This is a genomic window from Streptodolium elevatio (genome assembly GCF_040649515.1).
Lineage (GTDB): Bacteria > Actinomycetota > Actinomycetes > Streptomycetales > Streptomycetaceae > Yinghuangia > Yinghuangia elevatio.
This window is the reverse complement of the sequence record NZ_JBEZFP010000029.1, coordinates 62,207-80,226: the sequence shown is the minus strand read 5'-3', so window position 1 is coordinate 80,226 and position 18,020 is coordinate 62,207. Positions and strand designations below refer to the sequence as shown.

The following is an 18,020-nucleotide window of genomic DNA, read 5'->3' as shown; positions in this document are numbered from 1 at the left end:
CCCGGCTCGATCGGCACACTCGGGGTGACCTGTCCGTCTAACGGTCCGGTCGCCCGCCGTCGGCGGCGGGCGACCGGGACGCAGTACCCCTTTTGGGGCCCTCACAAGGTTCGACTCGAGGGAGAGCACAAACTCATCGGTCCGTGCGGCGACCGACCGCCGGAGTATGACGGCAAATCAGATTGCCGCGAGAGGGCGGGTGCCGCGGGCGGCGACGGAAGGCCACACGCCCGCGCCCTCCGAGAACGGAGGGGCGGGCGTGACTCGGCAAGCGGTCGGGGTCACCTGGTGCGGCGTCTCCACCAGCGCGGCCGACGTTCCCGGGGCCCGGCCTGCGGGGGCGCGGAGCCGGAGTCGGAGCCGGAGCCGGAGCCGGACCGGGAGCCGGGCGAGGAGTGGGACGCGGGTGTTGCGGACGGCGGCGTCGGGCGTACCCGGTCCGGGTGCCGGTCGCGCCACGTGGCCGCGACCTCCTCGACGTCGAAAGGCTTGACGTTGAGGATCGGACCCGGGGGCGGCATCCGCAGATGCTTGACGATCTTGTCGTTGATCTCGGTGATGATCGTGCGGGCCTCGCGCTCGGAGCGGGCACGCAGCGCCGCCGGCAGGGCGTCCTCGGCCTCTTTGCGGAGCCGCAGGGCGGGCGGCAGGACCGCGATGCCCTCGCCGCGCAGCTTGTCCTTGAGCCACCACGTCTCGTCGTACGGGGCGTCCGCGGAGGCCAACGGGCGGCCCGCGCCCGGCAGGTTGTCGAAATCCCCGCGTTCACGTGCTTCGTGGATCTGCCGGTCGACCCAGGAATCGAACGAGATCTCGGGCGGTTTGCGTTCGGTCACGACGGGGCTCCCCAGAGGTCGGCGATCACTGTCGTCCCGTCCAGGATGCCGCACCGGCGGAGTGAAACGGCGGCCCCCTGACCCCCGCGGCCCGGCTCACCCCGCCGCGGCCCGCGCAGTCGCCAGCAGCTCGGGCAGCGTGCCGGCGAACTCCGGGAGCAGCATCAACGCGACCGCCCAGGCCTCCGTGTCGGCGCCGAGGTGCCGCTCGGTGAGGCGGCTCACCGCGGTCCGGGCCTCGTCGAGGCGCGGCCCGGTCGCCGTCGTGAAGACGGTGAGTGCGGCGTACGCGAACGGGGCCTTCGCCAGGATCTCTCCCGCCGGCAGCAAGCCCTCCTGGTACGCCCGGCGCAGCTGGTCGTCCCGCATGCCGGCGGTGAGCGCGGCGAGTTGGCGGTACGCGTCCCGCCGTATCCGACCGCGCTCGTGCTGCGACCGGATGTGGCCGCCGGGCGACGGCGGGTGGTGGCGCAGGCGTTCCAGGATCCAGTCCGGGCAGCCGGGTTCGTCGCCGAGCGCGGTCACGACGTCCGGGACCAGCGCGGTGAGGCTGTCCTCGTGGCGGACCACGTCCCAGCGCGGCGGTTCGTGCGGCGCGAACAGGACCAGCCGGGTCAGGACGGCTTCGGAGCCGTCGTACGCGCTGGACGTGGGGTGCACGGCGCTCGTCCGGCGGCCGACCCCGCGCAGCCGCTCGACGACCACCTGGGTACGGCCCTCGTGCTCGATCAGGCGTCCGAGCGCGGCCCGCCCGTCGTCGACGGCGAACACCTCGTCGAAGCGCTCGGCGACGGTCTCCGGCAGTTGTGCGGCCGTCGCGAAGGCCGACTCGGCGGCGGTGCGGCCGCCGAGCCGCCACAGGTTGAGGAGCGCGCGGGCGAGCACGACGGCACCGGCCGGATAGGGGTGCCGGAACAGCAGCGCGGGCACGGCCCGCGCGACCACCTCCGCATTGACGGACTCGACCAGTGCGTACACGTCGCGCTGCGGCAACCCGGCGTCGGGTATGGCGATGCGGTCGACGTGGTGCGCGGCCATCGCACGGAGCATCACGTCGCGCGGGGCATGCGGGTTGCGTGCGAGGTGGGCCGCGACCTCGGGAGCCGGGTCCTCGGCGAGCCGCCGAAGGGTCGCCGCGGTGACGGTGGGGCTCTGTGCGAGCGCCGCGCGGCAGGCGACGGACCCGTGGCCGAGGACGTACGAGACGATCGCCCCGCCCTCCGGCAGCGCACTGCCGAGCACGGTCTGCCGGGTCCCGGGGTCGAGACGGTCGAGCACCGGCCCGATCACCGCCCACGACGCCTGACTCAGCAACAGCGCCCAGGGATTCACCGCCCGCCCCCTCTCCGAGCGGTCAGGCTAGCCAGCCCGACCGCGTGGCGGCACGCCATTTGCGCGCTCGCGCGCCGTGCCGGGGCCGCGACGCGGGGGCGCAGCGGTGCGCGGGGCTTGTGCCGGATGCTGTTCGGCGCATAACGTTTGAGGTCAAACAAAGCGTGCACCGGTACGCCGATCCGGGCTGCCGCATGCCCTCCGGCACGCGCGTGCGCACCGTGCGGGAAGGAGCCACAATGCGTGCCCTGATCATCCGTCATGACCACCCCTCCGAAGCTGGGTTCGTCGGTGAGCGGCTCGTGCGACGCGGTTTCGAACTCGTCGAGATGCTGATCGTGTCCGAGGCGGAGTACGACCGCCCCGGTGTCACGGTCGAGTTCCCCGATCCGCGCGACTTCGACGTGATCGTGCCGCTCGGCGCGCCTTGGTCGGTCTATGACGACCTCACCATAGGCACCTGGGTCGGCGACGAAATCGTGCTGCTGCGCGAGGCGTTGGCGGCTGACGTCCCGGTGCTGGGCATCTGCTTCGGCGCGCAGGCGATGGCCACCGCGCTCGGCGGGTCGGTCGAGCGGGCGGACCGCCCGGAGATCGGGTGGACCGGCGTACGCTCCGACGACCCCGGGCTGATCTCCGAAGGCCCCTGGTTCCAATGGCACTTCGACCGGATGGTGCTGCCGCCTGAAGCCAAGGAGATCGCGCGCAGCGACGTGGGGCCGCAGGCGTACGTCGTCGGCCGTTCGCTCGGCGTGCAGTTCCACCCCGAGGTGACCCCGGAGATCGTCCGGGCGTGGCTGGACAACGGAGGCGTACCGCAGGCGCTCGAATACGGCTACGACCCGGAGGAGTTGGGCCGCCCGAGGGCCGGGGCGCGGGAGCAGTCGTACGCGCTCGTGGACAACTTCCTGGACCGGATCGCCGGTCTTTGATCAGTCGTCTCAGTCCTCTGAGCCTTACGAGTGGTCTCAGTCGTCTCAGTCGTCTCAGTCGTCTGAGCCGTCCGAGCCGTCTGAGTCGTCAGGGGTGGTCGGCTCGATGAGCGGACGCATCGCCGCCGCCAGGTGCGCGCGCAGGCGCTCGGGCGGGGCCTCCGACAGCACATCGACCCCCGCGACCGAGGCGAGCGCGCCCATGCCGACGTTGAGGGCCAGGATCATCGCCGCCCGCAGTTCGGCCTCGGGGCCTTCGAGCCGGTCGGCGAGGGCGCCCACGGTGTCGCGTACCTGAGCCCGCATCAGGTCGGCGACGCCCTCGCGGCCCGCCGAACGCAGCATGAGGGCGAGCGGGTGCTCTCCGGCGATGGCCGGGGGTCGGGTGCGGAACCACGTCACGGAGCGGTCGGGCAGTTCGCCGAGCGGCCCGGCGATGATGGCGGCGGGATCGCGATCGCGCGACACGACCTGCACGAACAGCTTCTCCTTCGAGCCGAAGTAGCGGTAGATCAGGGCCGGGTTGACGCCCGCGTCGGCGGCGATGTCACGGACGGACGTGTTCTCGTAGCCGTGCCGGGAGAACCGTGCCACGGCCGCGTCCAGCAGCGCCGCGGCGGTGGCCTCGGCACAGCGGGGGCGCGGAGTGTCGGCCTTGGGAAACGCCTCGTCGGCCGCGGCCTGCGTGGCGGGAGGCTCGGCGGCTGCGGTCTCCATGGTCGTTGTCTCCCGGGTGGCCTGAGTGCCTTTGTCGTGGACGTGGCGCGGCAGTCACGTCGGTCTGCGGTCCCACGCACGCCGTCGTGCGCGTTGCCGTGCGCATGGCGTACGCATTGCCGTGCGCGTTTGTAGCACGCCCTGCCCATGCCCGCAGAGGGCGGTCCGGGTGGCGGCCGGTCGTCGTGGATAATGATTGTCGCCTACATGTAAACCAGGTTTACATGGGGTGCCACGCACGCGAGGGGAACCACCTGCCTTGACCGCCATCGACGGGACGCGAGCCGGCGTCCCCGCACCCGCCACCGGCCAGATACCCGCCCCGTCCGCCGCCGCCGAGCAGCCCGGCGGCACGCCTGGCAAGGACACCGGTCGGTCCCGCACCGGGATCGTCCTGCTGATCCTCATCCTCGGCTCGCTGACGTACTCGCTGCTCCAGTCGATGCTGTCGCCCGCCCTGCCGGTCATCACGCGCGAGGTCGGGACCACCACCGACACCGCGTCGTGGCTGCTGACCGCGTACCTGCTCGTCGCCTCGGTCACCACCCCCGTGGTCAGCCGCCTCGGCGACATCCACGGCAAGAAGAAGCTCTTCGTCGTCGCGATCGGAGCCCTCGGCGTCGGCTCGCTCATCTGCGGCCTCGCCGACAACATCAGCCTGCTGATCGTCGGCCGCGCGATCCAGGGCGTCGGTGCCGCGGTCTTCCCGCTGTCGTTCGGCATCGTGCGCGACGAGTTCCCGCCCGAGCGGCGCGCCGCCGCGATCGGCCTGACGTCCGCGGTCATGGGCATCGGCGGTGGCATCGGGTCGGTGCTGGCCGGACCGATCGTCGACAACCTGTCCTACCACTGGCTGTTCTGGATCCCGATGGTGGTGTGCGTCTTCACCGTCGCCATGGCCTGGAAGTTCATCCCCGACTCGCCCAACCGCGCGCAGTCCACGAAGATCAACTGGCTCGGCGCCGCTCTGCTCGCGGGCGCGCTCGCCGCACTCCTGCTGGGCGTCAGCAAGGGCCGCGCGTGGGGCTGGGGTTCGGGCACGATCCTGGGCCTGCTGTTCGCGGCCGCGCTGCTGCTCGTCCTCTGGGTCGTCGCGGAGCAGCGCTCGGACGCCCCGCTCGTCGACATGCGCGTGATGCGCCTGCGTGGCGTGTGGACCACCAACGTCGCGGGTCTGCTCACCGGCTACGCGATGATGAGCGCGATGTTCCTGATGCCGCAGCTGCTGCAGCTCCCGAAGTCGACCGGCTTCGGGTTCGGTACGACCGTCACCATGGCCGGCGTGTTCATGCTGCCGCTCGCGGTGGCCATGCTGATCGCCGGTCCCACGGCGGGCGTGCTGGAGGCCCGCATCGGCTCGAAGCCGTCGCTGCTTGGGGGTTGCGTCCTGCTCGGCGCCGGCTCGCTGCTGCTCATCGTCGCGCACTCGGAGCTGTGGCAGATCACGATCGGGCTGTTCGTGTTCGGCCTCGGCGTCGGTGCCGCGATGGCCGCGATGGCGAACGTCATCGTCGGCGCGGTGCCGCCGGAGCAGACCGGCATCGCGAGCGGCATCAACACGATCGCGCGTACCGTCGGCATGTCGTTCGGCTCGGCGCTGTCGATGGTGGCCGTCACGTCGCACACCACGAGTGCCGGGGTGCCGACCGAGGACGGGTTCACGGTGGCGTTCGCCATCGCCGCCGGTGCGGGCATCCTCGCGGTCGTGGTCGGGCTGCTGGTGCCGTCCACCCGGCGCAAGGCACCGGTCAAGCAGGTGTCCTGACCCGCCGCCTCCCGTCGAGATCTCCGTCGTCCTCGATCAGGAGCGACGACAATCGGCCCGGCCGGGCGCTCGCACCGCCTCGGCCGGGCCGTACCGGTCCAGGACCCCTTCGGCAGGCCCGGATTAGGCCGGGGTCGCCGTGACCGGCAGCTCTGTCAGGTCGGGGTGACCGTCACCCAGCTCCGTCAGGCCAGGGTGACCGTCACCGGCAGCTCCTTGATGCCGTTGACGAAGTTGGACCGCACGCGGCTGACGTCGCCGGCGAGCCGGATGTCGGCGATGCGCGGCAGCAGTTCCTCGAACATGATGCGCATCTCCAGGCGGGCCAGCGCGTTGCCGAGGCAGAAGTGCGGGCCGCCCTTGCCGAACGTGACGTGGTCGACGTTCTTGCGCGTGACGTCGAAGCGGTACGGGTCCTCGAACACCGCCTCGTCGCGGTTCCCGGACGCGAACCACAGCACGACCTTGTCGCCCTCGCGGATCCGCTTGCCGCCCAGCTCGGCGTCCCGGGTGGCGGTACGCCGGAAGTGGTAGACGGGCGAGGCCCAGCGCAGGAACTCCTCCACGGCGTCCGGCATGATCGACAGGTCGTCGCGCAACCGGGCCATCTGCTCCGGGTGTTGCATGAGCGCCAGCATGGTGTGCGAGATGGCGTGCCGCGTCGTCTCGTTGCCGGCGACGACCAGCAGCAGGAAGTAGTTGTCGAAGTCCGCCTGGGTGAGCGCGACTCCGTCCGCCGGCGTCTGGTTGACCAGTCGGCTCACCAGGTCGGTCCCCGCGCCGCCGCGCCGCCGCTCGGCGAGTTCGCGGCCGTACGCGAACACCTCCAGCGACGCCGGGCTGCGGAACGGCAGATCGCGGTACTGCTCGCTCTCCGCGCTGTGCAGCAGCACGTCCGCGTAGTCCGGGTCGGTGTTGCCGATGATCCGGTTGCCCCAGTCGATCAGCTTCTCGGTGTCGCTGTCCGGCACGTCGAGCATGCGGGCGAGTACGTTGATCGGGAAGTCCGCGGAGATCTCCCGGACGAAGTCGAACGTGCCCTTGGGCAGCGCCGCGTCGAGCGTCTTGGCGGTCAGGCCGCGCAGGAACGTGCCGTACTCGGCGATCGCCCGCGGGGTGAACTGCTTCTGCAGCAGCCGCCGGAGGGCGACGTGGCGCATGCCGTCGGTCTCCAGCATCGAGCGGCGGATGGCGATCTGGTCGTCGTCCAGCTCCTCGAGGTTGGTGAACCGCGCCGAGGTGAAGGTCTCCGGGTCGCGGTCCACGGCCACGATGTCCGCGTGCCGGGTCAGCGCCCAGAAGCCGCTGTTGGGCTCCGGCTCGGGCTGCCAGTGCACGGGGTCGTTCTCCCGCAGCGTGTGGAACATCCGCCACGGGGTCTCGCCGTCGACGAAGCGGTCGTTGTCGGCGAGGTCGACGTCGTCCAGCGGCATGGGCTCGGGCTGCGCGGACACGGCTGTGGTGCTCATTGCTGACTCCGTATCAAGTTCGGGGGCGGTCACAGGTGGTACGCGTACTCGGCGAACTCCCAGTCCGTGACGTGCTGGTTGAAGCGCGCGACCTCGTCGCGCTTGTAGGTCAGGAAGGCGTCCGCGAACTCCTTGCCGAGCAGGCCGATCAGGTCCGAGTCGGCGGCGAACGCGTCGAGCGCCTCGGCCAGCGAGGCGGGCAGCACCGGGGCCTTCGAGGTGTCGTAGCCGTAGCCCTCCAGGGGCGCGGGCGGGGCCAGTTGGTCGCGGATGCCGAGATGGGCGGCGGCTACCAGGGCGGCAGTGGCGAGGTACGGGTTGGCGGTCGCGTCGCCGAGGCGTACCTCCAGGCGGGCGCCCGGACCGCGCTCCGGCGGGATGCGCACCATGGCGCTGCGGTTGTCCAGGCCCCAGTCGATCAGCCAGGGCGCCAGGGTGTCCGGGCCGAACCGCTTGTAGGAGTTCACCGTGGGGTTGAGCAAGGCGGCGATGGCGGGGGCGTGCTTGAGGATCCCCGCGATGGCGTGCCCGGCGACCGCGGACAGGCCGTACGGCTCGCCCGGGCCGTCGAACGCGTTGGCGTCGTCGGCGTCCAGGCAGCTCATGTGGAAGTGGAAGCCGGAACCGCCCTCGTCGTTGAAGGGTTTGGCCATGAAGGTGGCCAACATGCCGTCCAGCCGGGCGAGTTCCTTGATGGACGCCTTGAAAAGGTACGCGCGGTCCGCGGCGTCGAGGGCCTCGGAGTGGTCGAGGTTGATCTCGAACTGACCCGAGGAGTACTCGTGGTTGCCGGTGGTGGCGCCTATGCCGAGCTTGTGCAGGTGGCGGAGCGTGCGCAGGAGGTGGGCGTCGGGGTCGCCGCGGCGGCCCGCGACGTACACGTTCCCGGTGGCCTCGCCGTAGCGCTTCCAGCCGCCGTTCCCGTCGGACTCGCACAGGAAGTACTCGAGTTCGGGGCCCACCACCGGGCGTAGCCCGGACTCCCGCGCCATTCGCGCGAGGACGTCGCGCAGCACGGACCGCGGCCCCTCGGGCGCGAGTTCGCCGGTCGCCGGGTCGGTCGTCTCGCCGAGGCACCAGGCGACGCCGGGCTCCCAGGGGATGAGGCGCAGCGTGTCCAGCTCGGGGTACACGCAGACGTCCGGCAGCCCCGCGTCCAGTCCGCCCGCAACGGCAAGGGTCTCGCCGCGCGGCGTCGTGTGGTAGACGGCGCGGCAGAATGCCAGACCGTGCGCGCACACGGACGGCAGGTGGTCGACCAGGACGTCGCGCCCGCGATCGGTGCCGATGAGGTCCGGGTAGGTGACGCGGACGACGTCGACGCCCTTGTCCTTCAGTTCGGCGACGGTCTCGTGGATCCGGTCCGGAACGGGTGGGTGCACCGGAGTCTCCTCGCGGTCTGGCAGGGCGGCGGCAGGAGGTGCGCCGATTCGTTTGAACCCAAACCATATGGACGCGAGGGGCGTCGCACAAGGGGTTCCGGGTGGTGACAGCAGGACGGGCGAGGGCATATCGTACGGACCCAAACGATTGATGTCCGACCGAAGGAGGCGCTGTGACCGGCGTGCGCGGTTTCTTCCACCCCAAGACCGGCAGCGGCCGGTCCTCGCTCGTCCCGGCACCCCCGTGGCACTACTCCGGTGACCTGCTGACCATCGAGTACCGCACCGACCCCGCGCGCGTCGCCGAGCTGCTCCCGGCGCCGCTGGAACTCGCCGACGAGGACCCCGGCGCGGTCGCGCTCATCTGGGCCGACTGGCAGTCCTGCTCCGACAGCCGCGAGGAACTGCTCGACCCGGTGCGGAGCCAGTACAAGGAGTGCTTCGCGGTCGTGCGGTGCAAGTACGCGGGGCAGACGTATTCGCGCTGCGTCTACATCTGGGTCGACAAGGACTTCGCCATCGCGCGGGGCCTGCACCAGGGCTATCCGAAGAAGCTGGGCTCGATCCACCAGACCCGTCCGCACCCGTACGGCCCCGCCCCGCGCATCGAGGCCGGCGCCGTCTTCGGCGCCACCCTCGCCGCGGCGGACCGCCGCCTCGCCGAAGCCGTCGTGACCCTCCGTCGGGAGTCGGAGTCCAACGGCTTCGTCAACGGACACCCCATGGCCCACCACCGCTGGCTCCCTTCCATCGAACCGGGCAAGGGCCTGGCCCTCGACGAACTCGTACTCTCCGGCGCAGCCTCCGCCGAGGTCGGCCCCGCCTGGTCCGGCGACGCCGACCTCACCCTCTTCGAGGCCCCAACCGAAGAGCTGCACCTTTTGGACGTACAGGAGACCATAGGCGCCTATTACCGCCAGGTGGGTGTCACCTGGAACGGTGGCACGCTGCTGGCCTCGGGGACCACGGCCGCCGAGTAGCCGAGGGCGCCGAGTGGCCGGGGACGTCGCGTAATCGGCGGTGGCGAGTCGTCGGCGGTGGCGAGCAGTCGACGGTGGCGAGTGGTCGAGGGCGACGCGCGTGCGGGGGCGACGCGCGCGAGGGTTGATAGGCAAGTGGTTACTTGCCTATCGTTGGGGCATGGCAGAGGATGTGTTCAAGGCCCTGGCCGACCCCACCCGTCGGCGCATCCTCGACGAGTTGGTGGAACGCGACGGTCAGACGCTGTTCGAGATATGCGGGCGGCTGACCGGCAAGCACGGCCTGGGGCTGTCGCGCCAGGCGGTCAGCCAGCACCTGGCCGTTCTGGAGGGCGCGGACCTGGTCCGCACCCGACGCCAGGGCCGCTACAAGTTCCACGACCTGAACACCGGACCCCTTGAGCTGATCGTGACCCGGTGGCTCAAGCCCGACGCACCGGAGAGCACCCCATGAGGATCCACCTGACCAGCGTCCTGGTCGACGACCAGGAAAAGGCCCTGCGCTTCTACACCGAAGTGCTGGGCTTCGTGAAGAAGACCGAGGTCCCGATCGGCGAGGACCGCTGGCTGACCGTGGTGTCGCCGGAGGCCCCCGACGGGACCGAGCTGGTGCTCGAGCCCGACGGCCACCCCGCGGTCAAGCCGTTCAAGGACGCGCTGGTCGCGGACGGCATCCCGTTCACCGCGTTCGCGGTGGACGACGTACACGCCGAGTACGACCGCCTGCGCGGTCTCGGAGTGCGCTTCACCCAGGAGCCGCTGGAGATGGGCTCGGTCACCACGGCGGTGCTGGACGACACCTGCGGGAACCTGATCCAGATCGTGCACAGCGCGTAGCGGGCTCTACCTGGGGGGATGCCCGGCCGCCCGCCCGGCCCTCACCATGTGGTGACGGGCCGGCGGCGAGGCCGTCACTCGGGGGCCAGCTCCTCGAAGAGAGTCAGTTGCAGGCCGGCAGGTGCTTCCAGACGGGCGTTCGACGAGTTCCACGGCGTACGCGTCGGCTCGGCGACCACCGTCGCCCCCGCGGATTCGAGGCGCCGGGTGGCGGCCTCCGCGTCGGGGACCTGGAACGCGACGCGAATGTGGCCCGCCACGCCGCGCCGTCCGACCTCGACCTCGTCGATGTACGCCGCGTGCGGCGGGTCCGCGATCTCCAGCGTCGCGCGTCCGGCCTCCAGGATCACGACGCGCCCGCCCGGCGAGGAGAACGCCGCCCGCTGGGGCAGCCCGAGTGCGTCGCGGTAGAACGCCAACGCCGCGTCGTAGTCGTCCGCGGTGACGACGATGCGCAGTTCGGCGACGGCCGCGACCTCGTCGGTGTTCACCTCGTCGGTGTTCACCGCGGTGGGGTCGGCCTCGGCGGCGGCAACGTGGGGGGAGCCGGGTTCCGGGGTGTCGGTCATGGGGTCTCCAGGTGAGGGTGTCGGCGACGCCGCGCGGGCGGGCGTCCGTCGGACCAGTCTCGGATGCCTTCGCCGCTGGAGTGCGGCCGCGACACGGTCGATAGGGTCTCGGCAATGGGCAATGATCGACGCAACCGGCGCCTCGTCGTGGGGGACACGACCTGGCGGTGGTCGGTCCGCCACCGGCACCACGACGGGCCCGACGGCTCCTGCGCCGAGGTCCTGTCGCTGCGCCGCGACGGCACGTCGGCCGTGCTGCGGCTGGTGTTCCGCGCCGGGAACGGCCGGTTCGTCGCCGACGGCTGGTGGTACTCCGGGTCCGTCACGAACGGCCGCGACCTGCTGAACCTCCACGAGCCAGGGGTGGTCCGCCGCTTCGTCGACATGGCGGCCGCCGACGGCCTGTTCCCGCCCGACGCCGTCCGCGGCCTCGAAGTCGACGCCTGGCCGCTGTACGACCGACTCGTCGCGGACGGCGCGCAGGACGCCGACTCACCGCCCTGATCTTGGCCGCGGCCCCGCCCTGTTCCCCGGCTGGTGCCCCGGCTGGTTCCCCGGCTGGTTCCCCGCCTCGCGCGTCCGTTCGCGCCGTGTCCGTGAACGCCGTACCGGGCACCGGCAGGCCCCCTAGCCTGGGACGACAAGGGGGGTTCCATGACAGAAGAACAGCTGGCCGCGTTACGCGAACTCATCAGTCGACTGACGGGCTTTCCGGGACTACTCGACGACCTGGCGGAGGACGCCATGGCCACCCCGGTCGAGGCCCAGACCGAACTGGAGGCGCTGAAACAGGCGTTCACCGCACTCGCCGAGCGTCTCGAGGACGACGCCATCGAGAAGCGCGTGCTCACCGCCGCGCGCAGTCTCATCGCCTCCGCGGGCGCCACGCTGACGGCCGCCGCCCGGCAAGGCCCGGCTGACGCTGGGGTCCGCGACTCGCTGGCCGAACTGGGCAGGGTCTGCATGGCTCAGATCGCCACGCTGAACCGCCTCGAACGCAAGGCCAAGGCCCTGCTCGCCCATCCCGACGAACCCGTCGTCCCCGAACACCGCATGATGGTGCATCGGCAATGCGTCGTGCAGGGCCGCCGCGTCACCGTGGACGGCGAGCCGGTGGCCGGCGGCGACCACCGGGACCTGGCCTGGACGCTCGCGGTCCTGTACGACCTGGGCGTACGGCGTCTTGACGTCAGTCTCGCCGTGCAACCCGGCGCGGTCGCGCTCGGCTGGGCCTTCGAAGCTGCCCGGGTGGTGTTCGACAAGCACCTCGACCGCTGGGACGTGGCCGTCAACGCACCGGTCAAACTGCCCGACGGCACCACCGTGCTGTACCTCCACCTGCGGTACGACAGCGCCGACCGTCGCCTGACCCTGGCCTGCGAGGGCACGTCGTTCAAGCTGTGGGGAGACGGCGCCCGCGGACTCGACGCGGTCAAGCAGATCATCCGCACGGACCTGGGCATGGGCGAGATCGTCGACGACGACGCGCACTGGACGGTCCCCGAACTCATCCAGTTCTACGCGGTCTGCCGCAAACTGCCGGTCGCGGACCGGGCGGCGCTCGCGGGCTGCCGGCTCGTACGGCGGGCGCGGCCCGACGAAGTGGATCCGGATGCCAAGCACGAGAAGGCCTCGTACGGGCATTCCACGCACACCATCACCGTGCTCGACGCGGTATTCGAGGCCGACGACTACGGGTTCGTCGGGGCGGGGGAGACGATGGGGCCGCACGCGCACTGGGTGCTCGCGCACGAGATAGGCCACGTCGTGGAGTTGCGGGACTGGCGCAAACGCTGCGCGAAGTTCGACACCGCGGACGTGGACGCCCGGATCGCGGCCAAGGAGAAGGAGAAGCGGGACCTCGAAGCGTGGTTGCAGGGTCCAGGGCAGCAGGCCGACACGAGCCTCTACGCGGAGAAGAGCCGCGAGTGCACGGCGCTCGGCAAGGAGATAGGCCAGTTGTGGGACGAGCAAAGGGAGTTGTGGGGCAAGCGCCACGAACTCGACGTGGCGGCCTTCCAGAAGACCGCCACGTCCGTGTGCCTGGAGCGCTTCCTCGCTCAGGTGCAGGCGCTCGGCGTCGCGCCGTTCACCTTTTACGCCGAGTCGAGTTGGGCGAAGAACAAGAAAGGCGAGCTGTTCGCGGAGGCGTACACGATGTTCGTGAACGAGCCGGAGACGCTGCGCTGGATCTCGCCGGGTCTGCACGACTGGTTCGTACGCCGCGAGTACTGGGTCGACTGACCGGCGGACACCGGTACGTCCTCACAAGGCACTGACCCGGCGCACGATCTCGCGGCAGAGGGACGGGATTTCGGCGCGCTCGTCGGTGTACTGGGACGGCTTGACGCAGATGGTGGTGAAGCCACGGGCCATCTGCTCGGGGATCGATTCGAGAGCGAGGGCGATCGGGGCCGGCGAGTTGTCATCCGGGAAGGTGGGCCGGATGCCGCCGACCATTTCGAGGGCGTCGGCGTCGCGGCCCGCCTCGGTCATCGCGGCGCGCAGTGCGGCCATCTCGTCGGCGGTCGGCCGGCCGAGCGGGTGGAAGCCGTGGCCGTACCGGACGAGGCGGCGCAGAACCGCGCCGTGCACCGAACTCCCGCCGAACCAGAGGCGCGGGCCGTCCGGACGGTACGCCTTGGGGACCAAGTACGCGTCCTCGAACCGGTAGTGCTCGCCCTCGAACGACGCCGGGGTGTCCCGCCACAGGGCCTCCCACGCGGCGAGGTGCTCGTCGAGCAGTTTGCCGCGCCGCGCGAACGGCACGCCCAGGGCTTCGTACTCGGGGCGGTGCCAGCTCACGATGGGCTGTGCGACGAGGCGTCCCTCGCTCAGCAGATCGAGCGTCGCCAACTGCTGTGCCAGGGCCAGCGGGTGGCGCAGCGGCGCGATCACGCCCGCGGCGACCAGGCGGAGCCGCGTGGTCGCGGCGGCGATCGCGGACAGCAGGAGCAGGGAGTTGGGCCAGGGGGTCGCGGGGTCCTGGTTGCCCGGCAGGGCGTACTCGCGTGGATTGGCCATCAGGCCGTTCGCGTCGGCGCCCTTGCCGAGCACGATGTGCTCGCTCACCATGACGGCGTCGAAGCCGGCGTCCTCGGCCTCGCGCGCGATGTCGACCAGGCCGCGGAGGTCACGCGGGTCGGTCAGGGTCCAGTTCTCGCTGAGGACGAGGACGAGCCTGGGGGCGGCGGGGGCGGGCATCGATCTCCCTTGCTGTGTGGTGGTGGTGACGTACGGTCAGCTCTGCGGGCCGCGCCCTATGCGGGCGTACACGTCGGGCCGGGCGGTGCGCAGCCACGCGCCGTACGCGCTGCCGACGACCCCCGCGCCGATGACCAGCGCGGGCAGGATCCAGCGCAGCGACGAGCCCGAGTCGACGCCGAGCAGGACACCGAACTTGCGTACGGCAAGCACGAATACGAAGCCGAGGGCGACGGCGGCGATGACCGGTGCGACGAGCCGGTTCCAACTGCTCTCGCCGACCGCCCGGCCGTTGCGGCGGAAGTACGCGAGCACGGCGAGGGAGGTGAGCACCAGCAGCAGGATCACGCCCAGGGCCCCGAGGTTGGTCAGCCAATTGAACAGCGTCGCCATCGGGTCCTTGCCGAGCGACGCGAACACCGCGACGACGGCGAACGCGAGCGCGGTCTGCGCCAACGAGCCGACGTAGGGCGAGTCGTGGCGGCCGTGCGTACGTCCGAGCGCGCGCGGCAGCACCTGCTCGCGGCCGAGCGAGAAGAAGTAGCGGGCGACCGCGTTGTGGAAGGAGAGCAGCGCGGCGAACAGGCTCGTGATGAGGAACACCTGCGCGGTGTCCGAGAATCCGGAGCCGATCTGGTCCTCGCCGAGGACGAAGACCAGGTTCGGCCCGTTCTCCTGGGCGGCGGCCACCGCCTTGTCGGTGCCCGCACCGGTCATCATGGCCCATGCGGTGATCGCGTACAGGACGCCGATCACCAGGACGGCGATGTACGTGGACCGGGCGATGGTGCGCTTCGGGTCCTTGCACTCCTCGCCATACAGGGCCGCCGACTCGAAGCCCATGAACGACGCCATCACGAAGCAGAACGCGGCGCCGGTGGAGCCTGCGGTCAGCGCGTCCCACGTGAACGGGTCGAACGAGATGCCGTCGGGCGCGGAGGTGAACGAGCTGAAGTCGAAGACGACGACGGTGACGGTCTCGACCACGAGGAGGACGGCGAGGACGCGGGCGTTGAGGTCGATGCGCAGGTATCCGAGGATCCCGACGAGGCCGATGCCGACGAAGACGACGACCCACCACGGGATGTCCCAGCCGAACTTCGCGTCGAGGAAGTCGGCGGTGGTGAAGCCGAAGAGGCCGTAGATGCCGACCTGCATGGCGTTGTACGCCACGAGCGCGACGAAGGCGGCGCCCACCCCCGGGACGCGGCCGAGGCCGTGCGAGACGTACGCGTAGAAGGCGCCGGCGCCGGTGATGCGGCGGCTCATGGCGGCGTACCCGGCGCTGAAGACCACGAGCATTGCGGCGAGGAGCAGGTAGACGAGCGGAATGCCGGTGGTGCCGGTGACGGCGAGGCTCTGCGGGATGCCGCCGGCGGCGACGGTGAGGGGGGCGGAGGCGGCGACGACGAAGAAGACGATGTGCGCCACGCCGAGCGAGCCGCGGGGCGGCGGCGCGTCGTCGTCGGCGGTGGTGCGGGTCGCTCTGCGTACCGGGGGTTCCTCGACGGCCATGGCGGGTCTCCCGTGGGGGTGGACGCCGGATCAGGGAGGACGGGACACTGTCCGGCGGATCGTTTGGGTCCGTACGGTCTGCGGTGTGGCTGATCGTACGGATGCAAACAGGCCGCCACAAGGGCTAGATTTCGGGCGGAGCGACGTGGTGGACGTCGTGACGCGGAAGCGACGGGAGAGCACGCACGTGGTCGGCAAGCGGACCATCACCGAGACCGAGAAGGTCGTCCAGGCGCGGCTGGGGGACATCCCGCTGCGCCGCGAGCAGATGGCCGCGGTGTCGAACATCTACCGCGCGGCGACGGCGGTACGGCAGCACTTGGAGAACTCCGTGCTCCGGGAGGCGGAGCTGACGTGGACGGCGTTCACCGTGCTGTGGGAGGTGTGGATCTGGGGGGAGTCCGAGACCCGGCACGTCGCCGAGGAAGCCGGCATCTCCAAGGGCACGCTGACCGGCGTCGCGCGCACCCTGGAGACGCGGGGGCTGCTGAAGCGCACTCAGCACGCCTCGGACGGGCGCCTGGTGCTGCTCGGGCTGACGCCCGCGGGCGAGGAGCTGATGGCGAGGGTGTTCCCCGCGTTCAACGCGGAGGAAGCTTTCGTCACCGACGACTTGACGGCGGACGAATGCCTGGACCTGGCAGCCGGGTTGCGCAAGATCGTCGCCCGCTTGGAGGCGAAGGGCGAGGAACGCCGCGAGGAACTGCTCGCCGGCCAGGCCCCGAAGCCCAGGCGCAGCGGCCGCCGCCCGAAGTCCTGAGGCAGCACCCCCGTGCCGGCGCCGCCCCTTGGCGTTCACCGGACCATGCCGAGTTTCCCCGGTGGGCGGGTGGTCAGGCGGCGGGCGTGTCGAAGTAGTGGCGGTCCAGGTCTTCGACGAATCCGATCTGCGTGGGCTCCCAGCCCAGGAGTTCGCGCGTCAGAGCGTTCGAGGTCGGGATGTCGGACGCGAAGAACCCCGCGATCCAGCCGAAGTGTTCGTCCGCCTCGGCCCGCGGGACCGCGACCACCGGGATGCCGAGCCGCCGTCCGATCACCTCCGCGATCGTACGTGCGGGCACGCCCTCGTCCGCGACCCCGTGCAGCGTCGCGCCGGCCGGTGCGGACTCCACCGCGAGGCGGAACAGCCGTGCGGCGTCGAGCCGGTGCACGGCGGGCCAGCGGTTGGCGCCGTCGTGCACGTAGCCGGAGACGCCCTTGTCGCGGGCAATGCCGATCAGGGCCGGGACGAAGCCGTAGTCCCCGGCGCCGTGGACGGTCGGAGCCAGGCGTACGACGGACGAACGTACGCCGCGGGCCGCCAGCGCCCGGGTCAGGTGCGCGTTGGCGAGGCGCGCGTTGGTTTCCTCGGCGGCGGGCGCGTCGCCGGTCCCGTCGCGCTCGGTGAGTACGCGCCCGTCCCCGAGCCCGATGATTCCGGAAGCGATGACGAGCGGCCGGTCGGAATCGGCGAGGCCGTCGCCGAGTGCCTCGATCGCGCGGTGGTCGGCCGCGACCGCGCCGGGGTAATCGCCGCTGAAGGCGATGTCGTGCTTGAAGGCGAGATGGACGACGCCGTCCGCCGAGGCGGCGGCCTTGCGCAGGTCGTCGAGGTCGTCGAGCGAACCGTGGTGGACGTCGGCCCCGGCCGTGGTGAGCCGCGCGGCCGCTTCGGCCGACCGGGCGAGCCCGACAACCGTGTGACCTGCGCCGATGAGTTCGGGTACGAGTGCGGAGCCGATCCAGCCGGAACCGCCCGTGACGAAAACGCGCATGGAAATGAGACCTCCAGAGGCGGCCGTGCCGCCGAGAGATGAGCGCCTGACCGGTGATGTCAGGCACTGACATCACAGTAACCCTGATGTCAGCCACTGTCATCCCACTTAGAATCCGACCATGAACCGATGGGAGCCGAACGCGCGCGGCCGTCTCGAAGCAGCGGCTCTCGATCTCTACGTCGAGCGGGGCTTCGCGCAGACCACCGTCGCGGAAATCGCCAAGCAGGCGGGACTGACCGAGCGCACGTACTTCCGGCACTTCGCCGACAAGCGCGAAGTGCTCTTCGGAGGCTCGGAAGAACTGGCGCAACTGATCGCCGCGACCATCGCCGACCAGCCGGAGTCGGCCGCGCCAATAGACGCCGCCGCGGCAGCGGTCGAGGCGATGGGCGACAGATTGCAGCCGCGCCGCGAGCGCGCGGTACGGCGGCAAGGCGTCATCGCCGCCAACCCGGAGTTGCAGGAACGCGAGCTGACCAAGCTCGCGTCCATGGCCACGACGATCGCCGACGCGCTCCGCGAGCGCGGTACGCCCTCCCCGACCGCCGGCCTCGCGGCCGAGACGGCCATCGGCGTATTCAAGGTCGCCTTCGAACGCTGGACCACCGCCGGCACCTCGTCCGACCTCGCCCAATTAATACGAGACTCCTTCACCGACCTGAAGGCACTACTGGCGGAGGTCAGTCCTTGAGGGACTCGGTGAGGGCCGACCAGGTCCACTTGTT

At 71.0% G+C, this 18,020-nt stretch carries 17 protein-coding genes and 1 pseudogene; 9 read left to right on the top strand and 9 right to left on the bottom strand.

Annotated features, from left to right (window positions below; all coding sequences use genetic code 11):
• Window positions 1-446 precede the first annotated feature (446 nt).
• Window positions 447-836: pseudogene (locus AB0C36_RS14215) on the bottom strand (DnaJ family domain-containing protein); the annotation flags it as partial.
• Between the two features lie 96 nt (window positions 837-932).
• Window positions 933-2,168 (bottom strand): hypothetical protein, encoded by a 1,236-nt coding sequence (locus AB0C36_RS14210; RefSeq protein ID WP_358353488.1) that lies wholly within the window; start codon window positions 2,166-2,168, stop codon window positions 933-935.
• Window positions 2,169-2,407: 239 nt separating this feature from the next.
• Here AB0C36_RS14210 and AB0C36_RS14205 point away from each other — a divergent pair, with 239 nt between their 5' ends.
• Window positions 2,408-3,100 (top strand): type 1 glutamine amidotransferase, encoded by a 693-nt coding sequence (locus AB0C36_RS14205; protein WP_358353486.1) that lies wholly within the window; start codon window positions 2,408-2,410, stop codon window positions 3,098-3,100.
• A 54-nt stretch (window positions 3,101-3,154) separates the two neighbouring features.
• Here the strand turns inward: AB0C36_RS14205 and AB0C36_RS14200 are convergent, their stop codons facing one another.
• On the bottom strand, window positions 3,155-3,817 hold the full coding sequence (locus tag AB0C36_RS14200) for a TetR/AcrR family transcriptional regulator (protein ID WP_358353484.1): 663 nt from the start codon (window positions 3,815-3,817) through the stop codon (window positions 3,155-3,157).
• Between the two features lie 259 nt (window positions 3,818-4,076).
• Here AB0C36_RS14200 and AB0C36_RS14195 point away from each other — a divergent pair, with 259 nt between their 5' ends.
• The gene (locus AB0C36_RS14195; protein ID WP_358353482.1) at window positions 4,077-5,582 is read left to right on the top strand and encodes an MFS transporter; all 1,506 of its coding nucleotides are present in this window, start codon (window positions 4,077-4,079) and stop codon (window positions 5,580-5,582) included.
• A gap of 185 nt (window positions 5,583-5,767) precedes the next feature.
• Here the strand turns inward: AB0C36_RS14195 and AB0C36_RS14190 are convergent, their stop codons facing one another.
• Both AB0C36_RS14190 and AB0C36_RS14185 read right to left on the bottom strand, forming a co-directional pair.
• Entirely contained in the window at window positions 5,768-7,051 is a 1,284-nt protein-coding gene (locus AB0C36_RS14190) for a cytochrome P450 (RefSeq protein WP_358353480.1), read from the bottom strand.
• A 29-nt stretch (window positions 7,052-7,080) separates the two neighbouring features.
• Window positions 7,081-8,433: a glutamine synthetase family protein gene (locus AB0C36_RS14185; RefSeq protein WP_358353478.1), complete on the bottom strand. Its 1,353-nt coding sequence runs from the start codon at window positions 8,431-8,433 to the stop codon at window positions 7,081-7,083.
• 173 nt (window positions 8,434-8,606) lie between these two features.
• Here AB0C36_RS14185 and AB0C36_RS14180 point away from each other — a divergent pair, with 173 nt between their 5' ends.
• From AB0C36_RS14180 to AB0C36_RS14170, 3 genes are all read left to right on the top strand, one after another.
• A complete protein-coding gene (locus AB0C36_RS14180) occupies window positions 8,607-9,413 on the top strand; it encodes an acetoacetate decarboxylase family protein (protein WP_358353476.1) in 807 nt (268 codons plus the stop codon).
• 160 nt (window positions 9,414-9,573) lie between these two features.
• Window positions 9,574-9,867, top strand: coding sequence for an ArsR/SmtB family transcription factor (locus AB0C36_RS14175; protein ID WP_358353475.1), 294 nt, complete (start codon window positions 9,574-9,576; stop codon window positions 9,865-9,867).
• Window positions 9,864-10,250, top strand: a complete 387-nt coding sequence (locus AB0C36_RS14170) for a VOC family protein (RefSeq protein WP_358353473.1) — start codon at window positions 9,864-9,866, stop codon at window positions 10,248-10,250. The genes AB0C36_RS14175 and AB0C36_RS14170 overlap by 4 nt, the downstream gene beginning before the upstream one ends.
• A 74-nt stretch (window positions 10,251-10,324) precedes the next feature.
• Here AB0C36_RS14170 and AB0C36_RS14165 read toward each other — a convergent pair whose 3' ends face one another.
• On the bottom strand, window positions 10,325-10,819 hold the full coding sequence (locus AB0C36_RS14165; RefSeq protein ID WP_358353472.1) for a VOC family protein: 495 nt from the start codon (window positions 10,817-10,819) through the stop codon (window positions 10,325-10,327).
• 114 nt (window positions 10,820-10,933) lie between these two features.
• On the opposite strand from AB0C36_RS14165, the gene AB0C36_RS14160 reads away from it, so the two are divergent.
• Both AB0C36_RS14160 and AB0C36_RS14155 read left to right on the top strand, forming a co-directional pair.
• Window positions 10,934-11,323, top strand: coding sequence for a hypothetical protein (locus tag AB0C36_RS14160; RefSeq protein WP_358353470.1), 390 nt, complete (start codon window positions 10,934-10,936; stop codon window positions 11,321-11,323).
• Window positions 11,324-11,473: 150 nt separating this feature from the next.
• Entirely contained in the window at window positions 11,474-13,063 is a 1,590-nt protein-coding gene (locus tag AB0C36_RS14155; RefSeq protein WP_358353468.1) for a hypothetical protein, read from the top strand.
• Between the two features lie 21 nt (window positions 13,064-13,084).
• Here AB0C36_RS14155 and AB0C36_RS14150 read toward each other — a convergent pair whose 3' ends face one another.
• Both AB0C36_RS14150 and AB0C36_RS14145 read right to left on the bottom strand, forming a co-directional pair.
• Window positions 13,085-14,023, bottom strand: a complete 939-nt coding sequence (locus tag AB0C36_RS14150; RefSeq protein WP_358353467.1) for a TIGR03619 family F420-dependent LLM class oxidoreductase — start codon at window positions 14,021-14,023, stop codon at window positions 13,085-13,087.
• A gap of 36 nt (window positions 14,024-14,059) precedes the next feature.
• The gene (locus AB0C36_RS14145) at window positions 14,060-15,538 is read right to left on the bottom strand and encodes an APC family permease (RefSeq protein WP_358353465.1); all 1,479 of its coding nucleotides are present in this window, start codon (window positions 15,536-15,538) and stop codon (window positions 14,060-14,062) included.
• A 187-nt stretch (window positions 15,539-15,725) separates the two neighbouring features.
• Here AB0C36_RS14145 and AB0C36_RS14140 point away from each other — a divergent pair, with 187 nt between their 5' ends.
• Window positions 15,726-16,298 carry a MarR family winged helix-turn-helix transcriptional regulator gene (locus AB0C36_RS14140; RefSeq protein WP_358353501.1) on the top strand — a complete coding sequence of 191 codons (573 nt, stop codon included), beginning with the start codon at window positions 15,726-15,728 and terminating at the stop codon, window positions 16,296-16,298.
• Window positions 16,299-16,371: 73 nt separating this feature from the next.
• Here the strand turns inward: AB0C36_RS14140 and AB0C36_RS14135 are convergent, their stop codons facing one another.
• Entirely contained in the window at window positions 16,372-17,292 is a 921-nt protein-coding gene (locus AB0C36_RS14135) for an SDR family oxidoreductase (protein ID WP_358353463.1), read from the bottom strand.
• A gap of 121 nt (window positions 17,293-17,413) precedes the next feature.
• On the opposite strand from AB0C36_RS14135, the gene AB0C36_RS14130 reads away from it, so the two are divergent.
• Window positions 17,414-17,986, top strand: coding sequence for a TetR/AcrR family transcriptional regulator (locus tag AB0C36_RS14130; RefSeq protein ID WP_358353462.1), 573 nt, complete (start codon window positions 17,414-17,416; stop codon window positions 17,984-17,986).
• Window positions 17,987-18,020 lie beyond the last annotated feature (34 nt).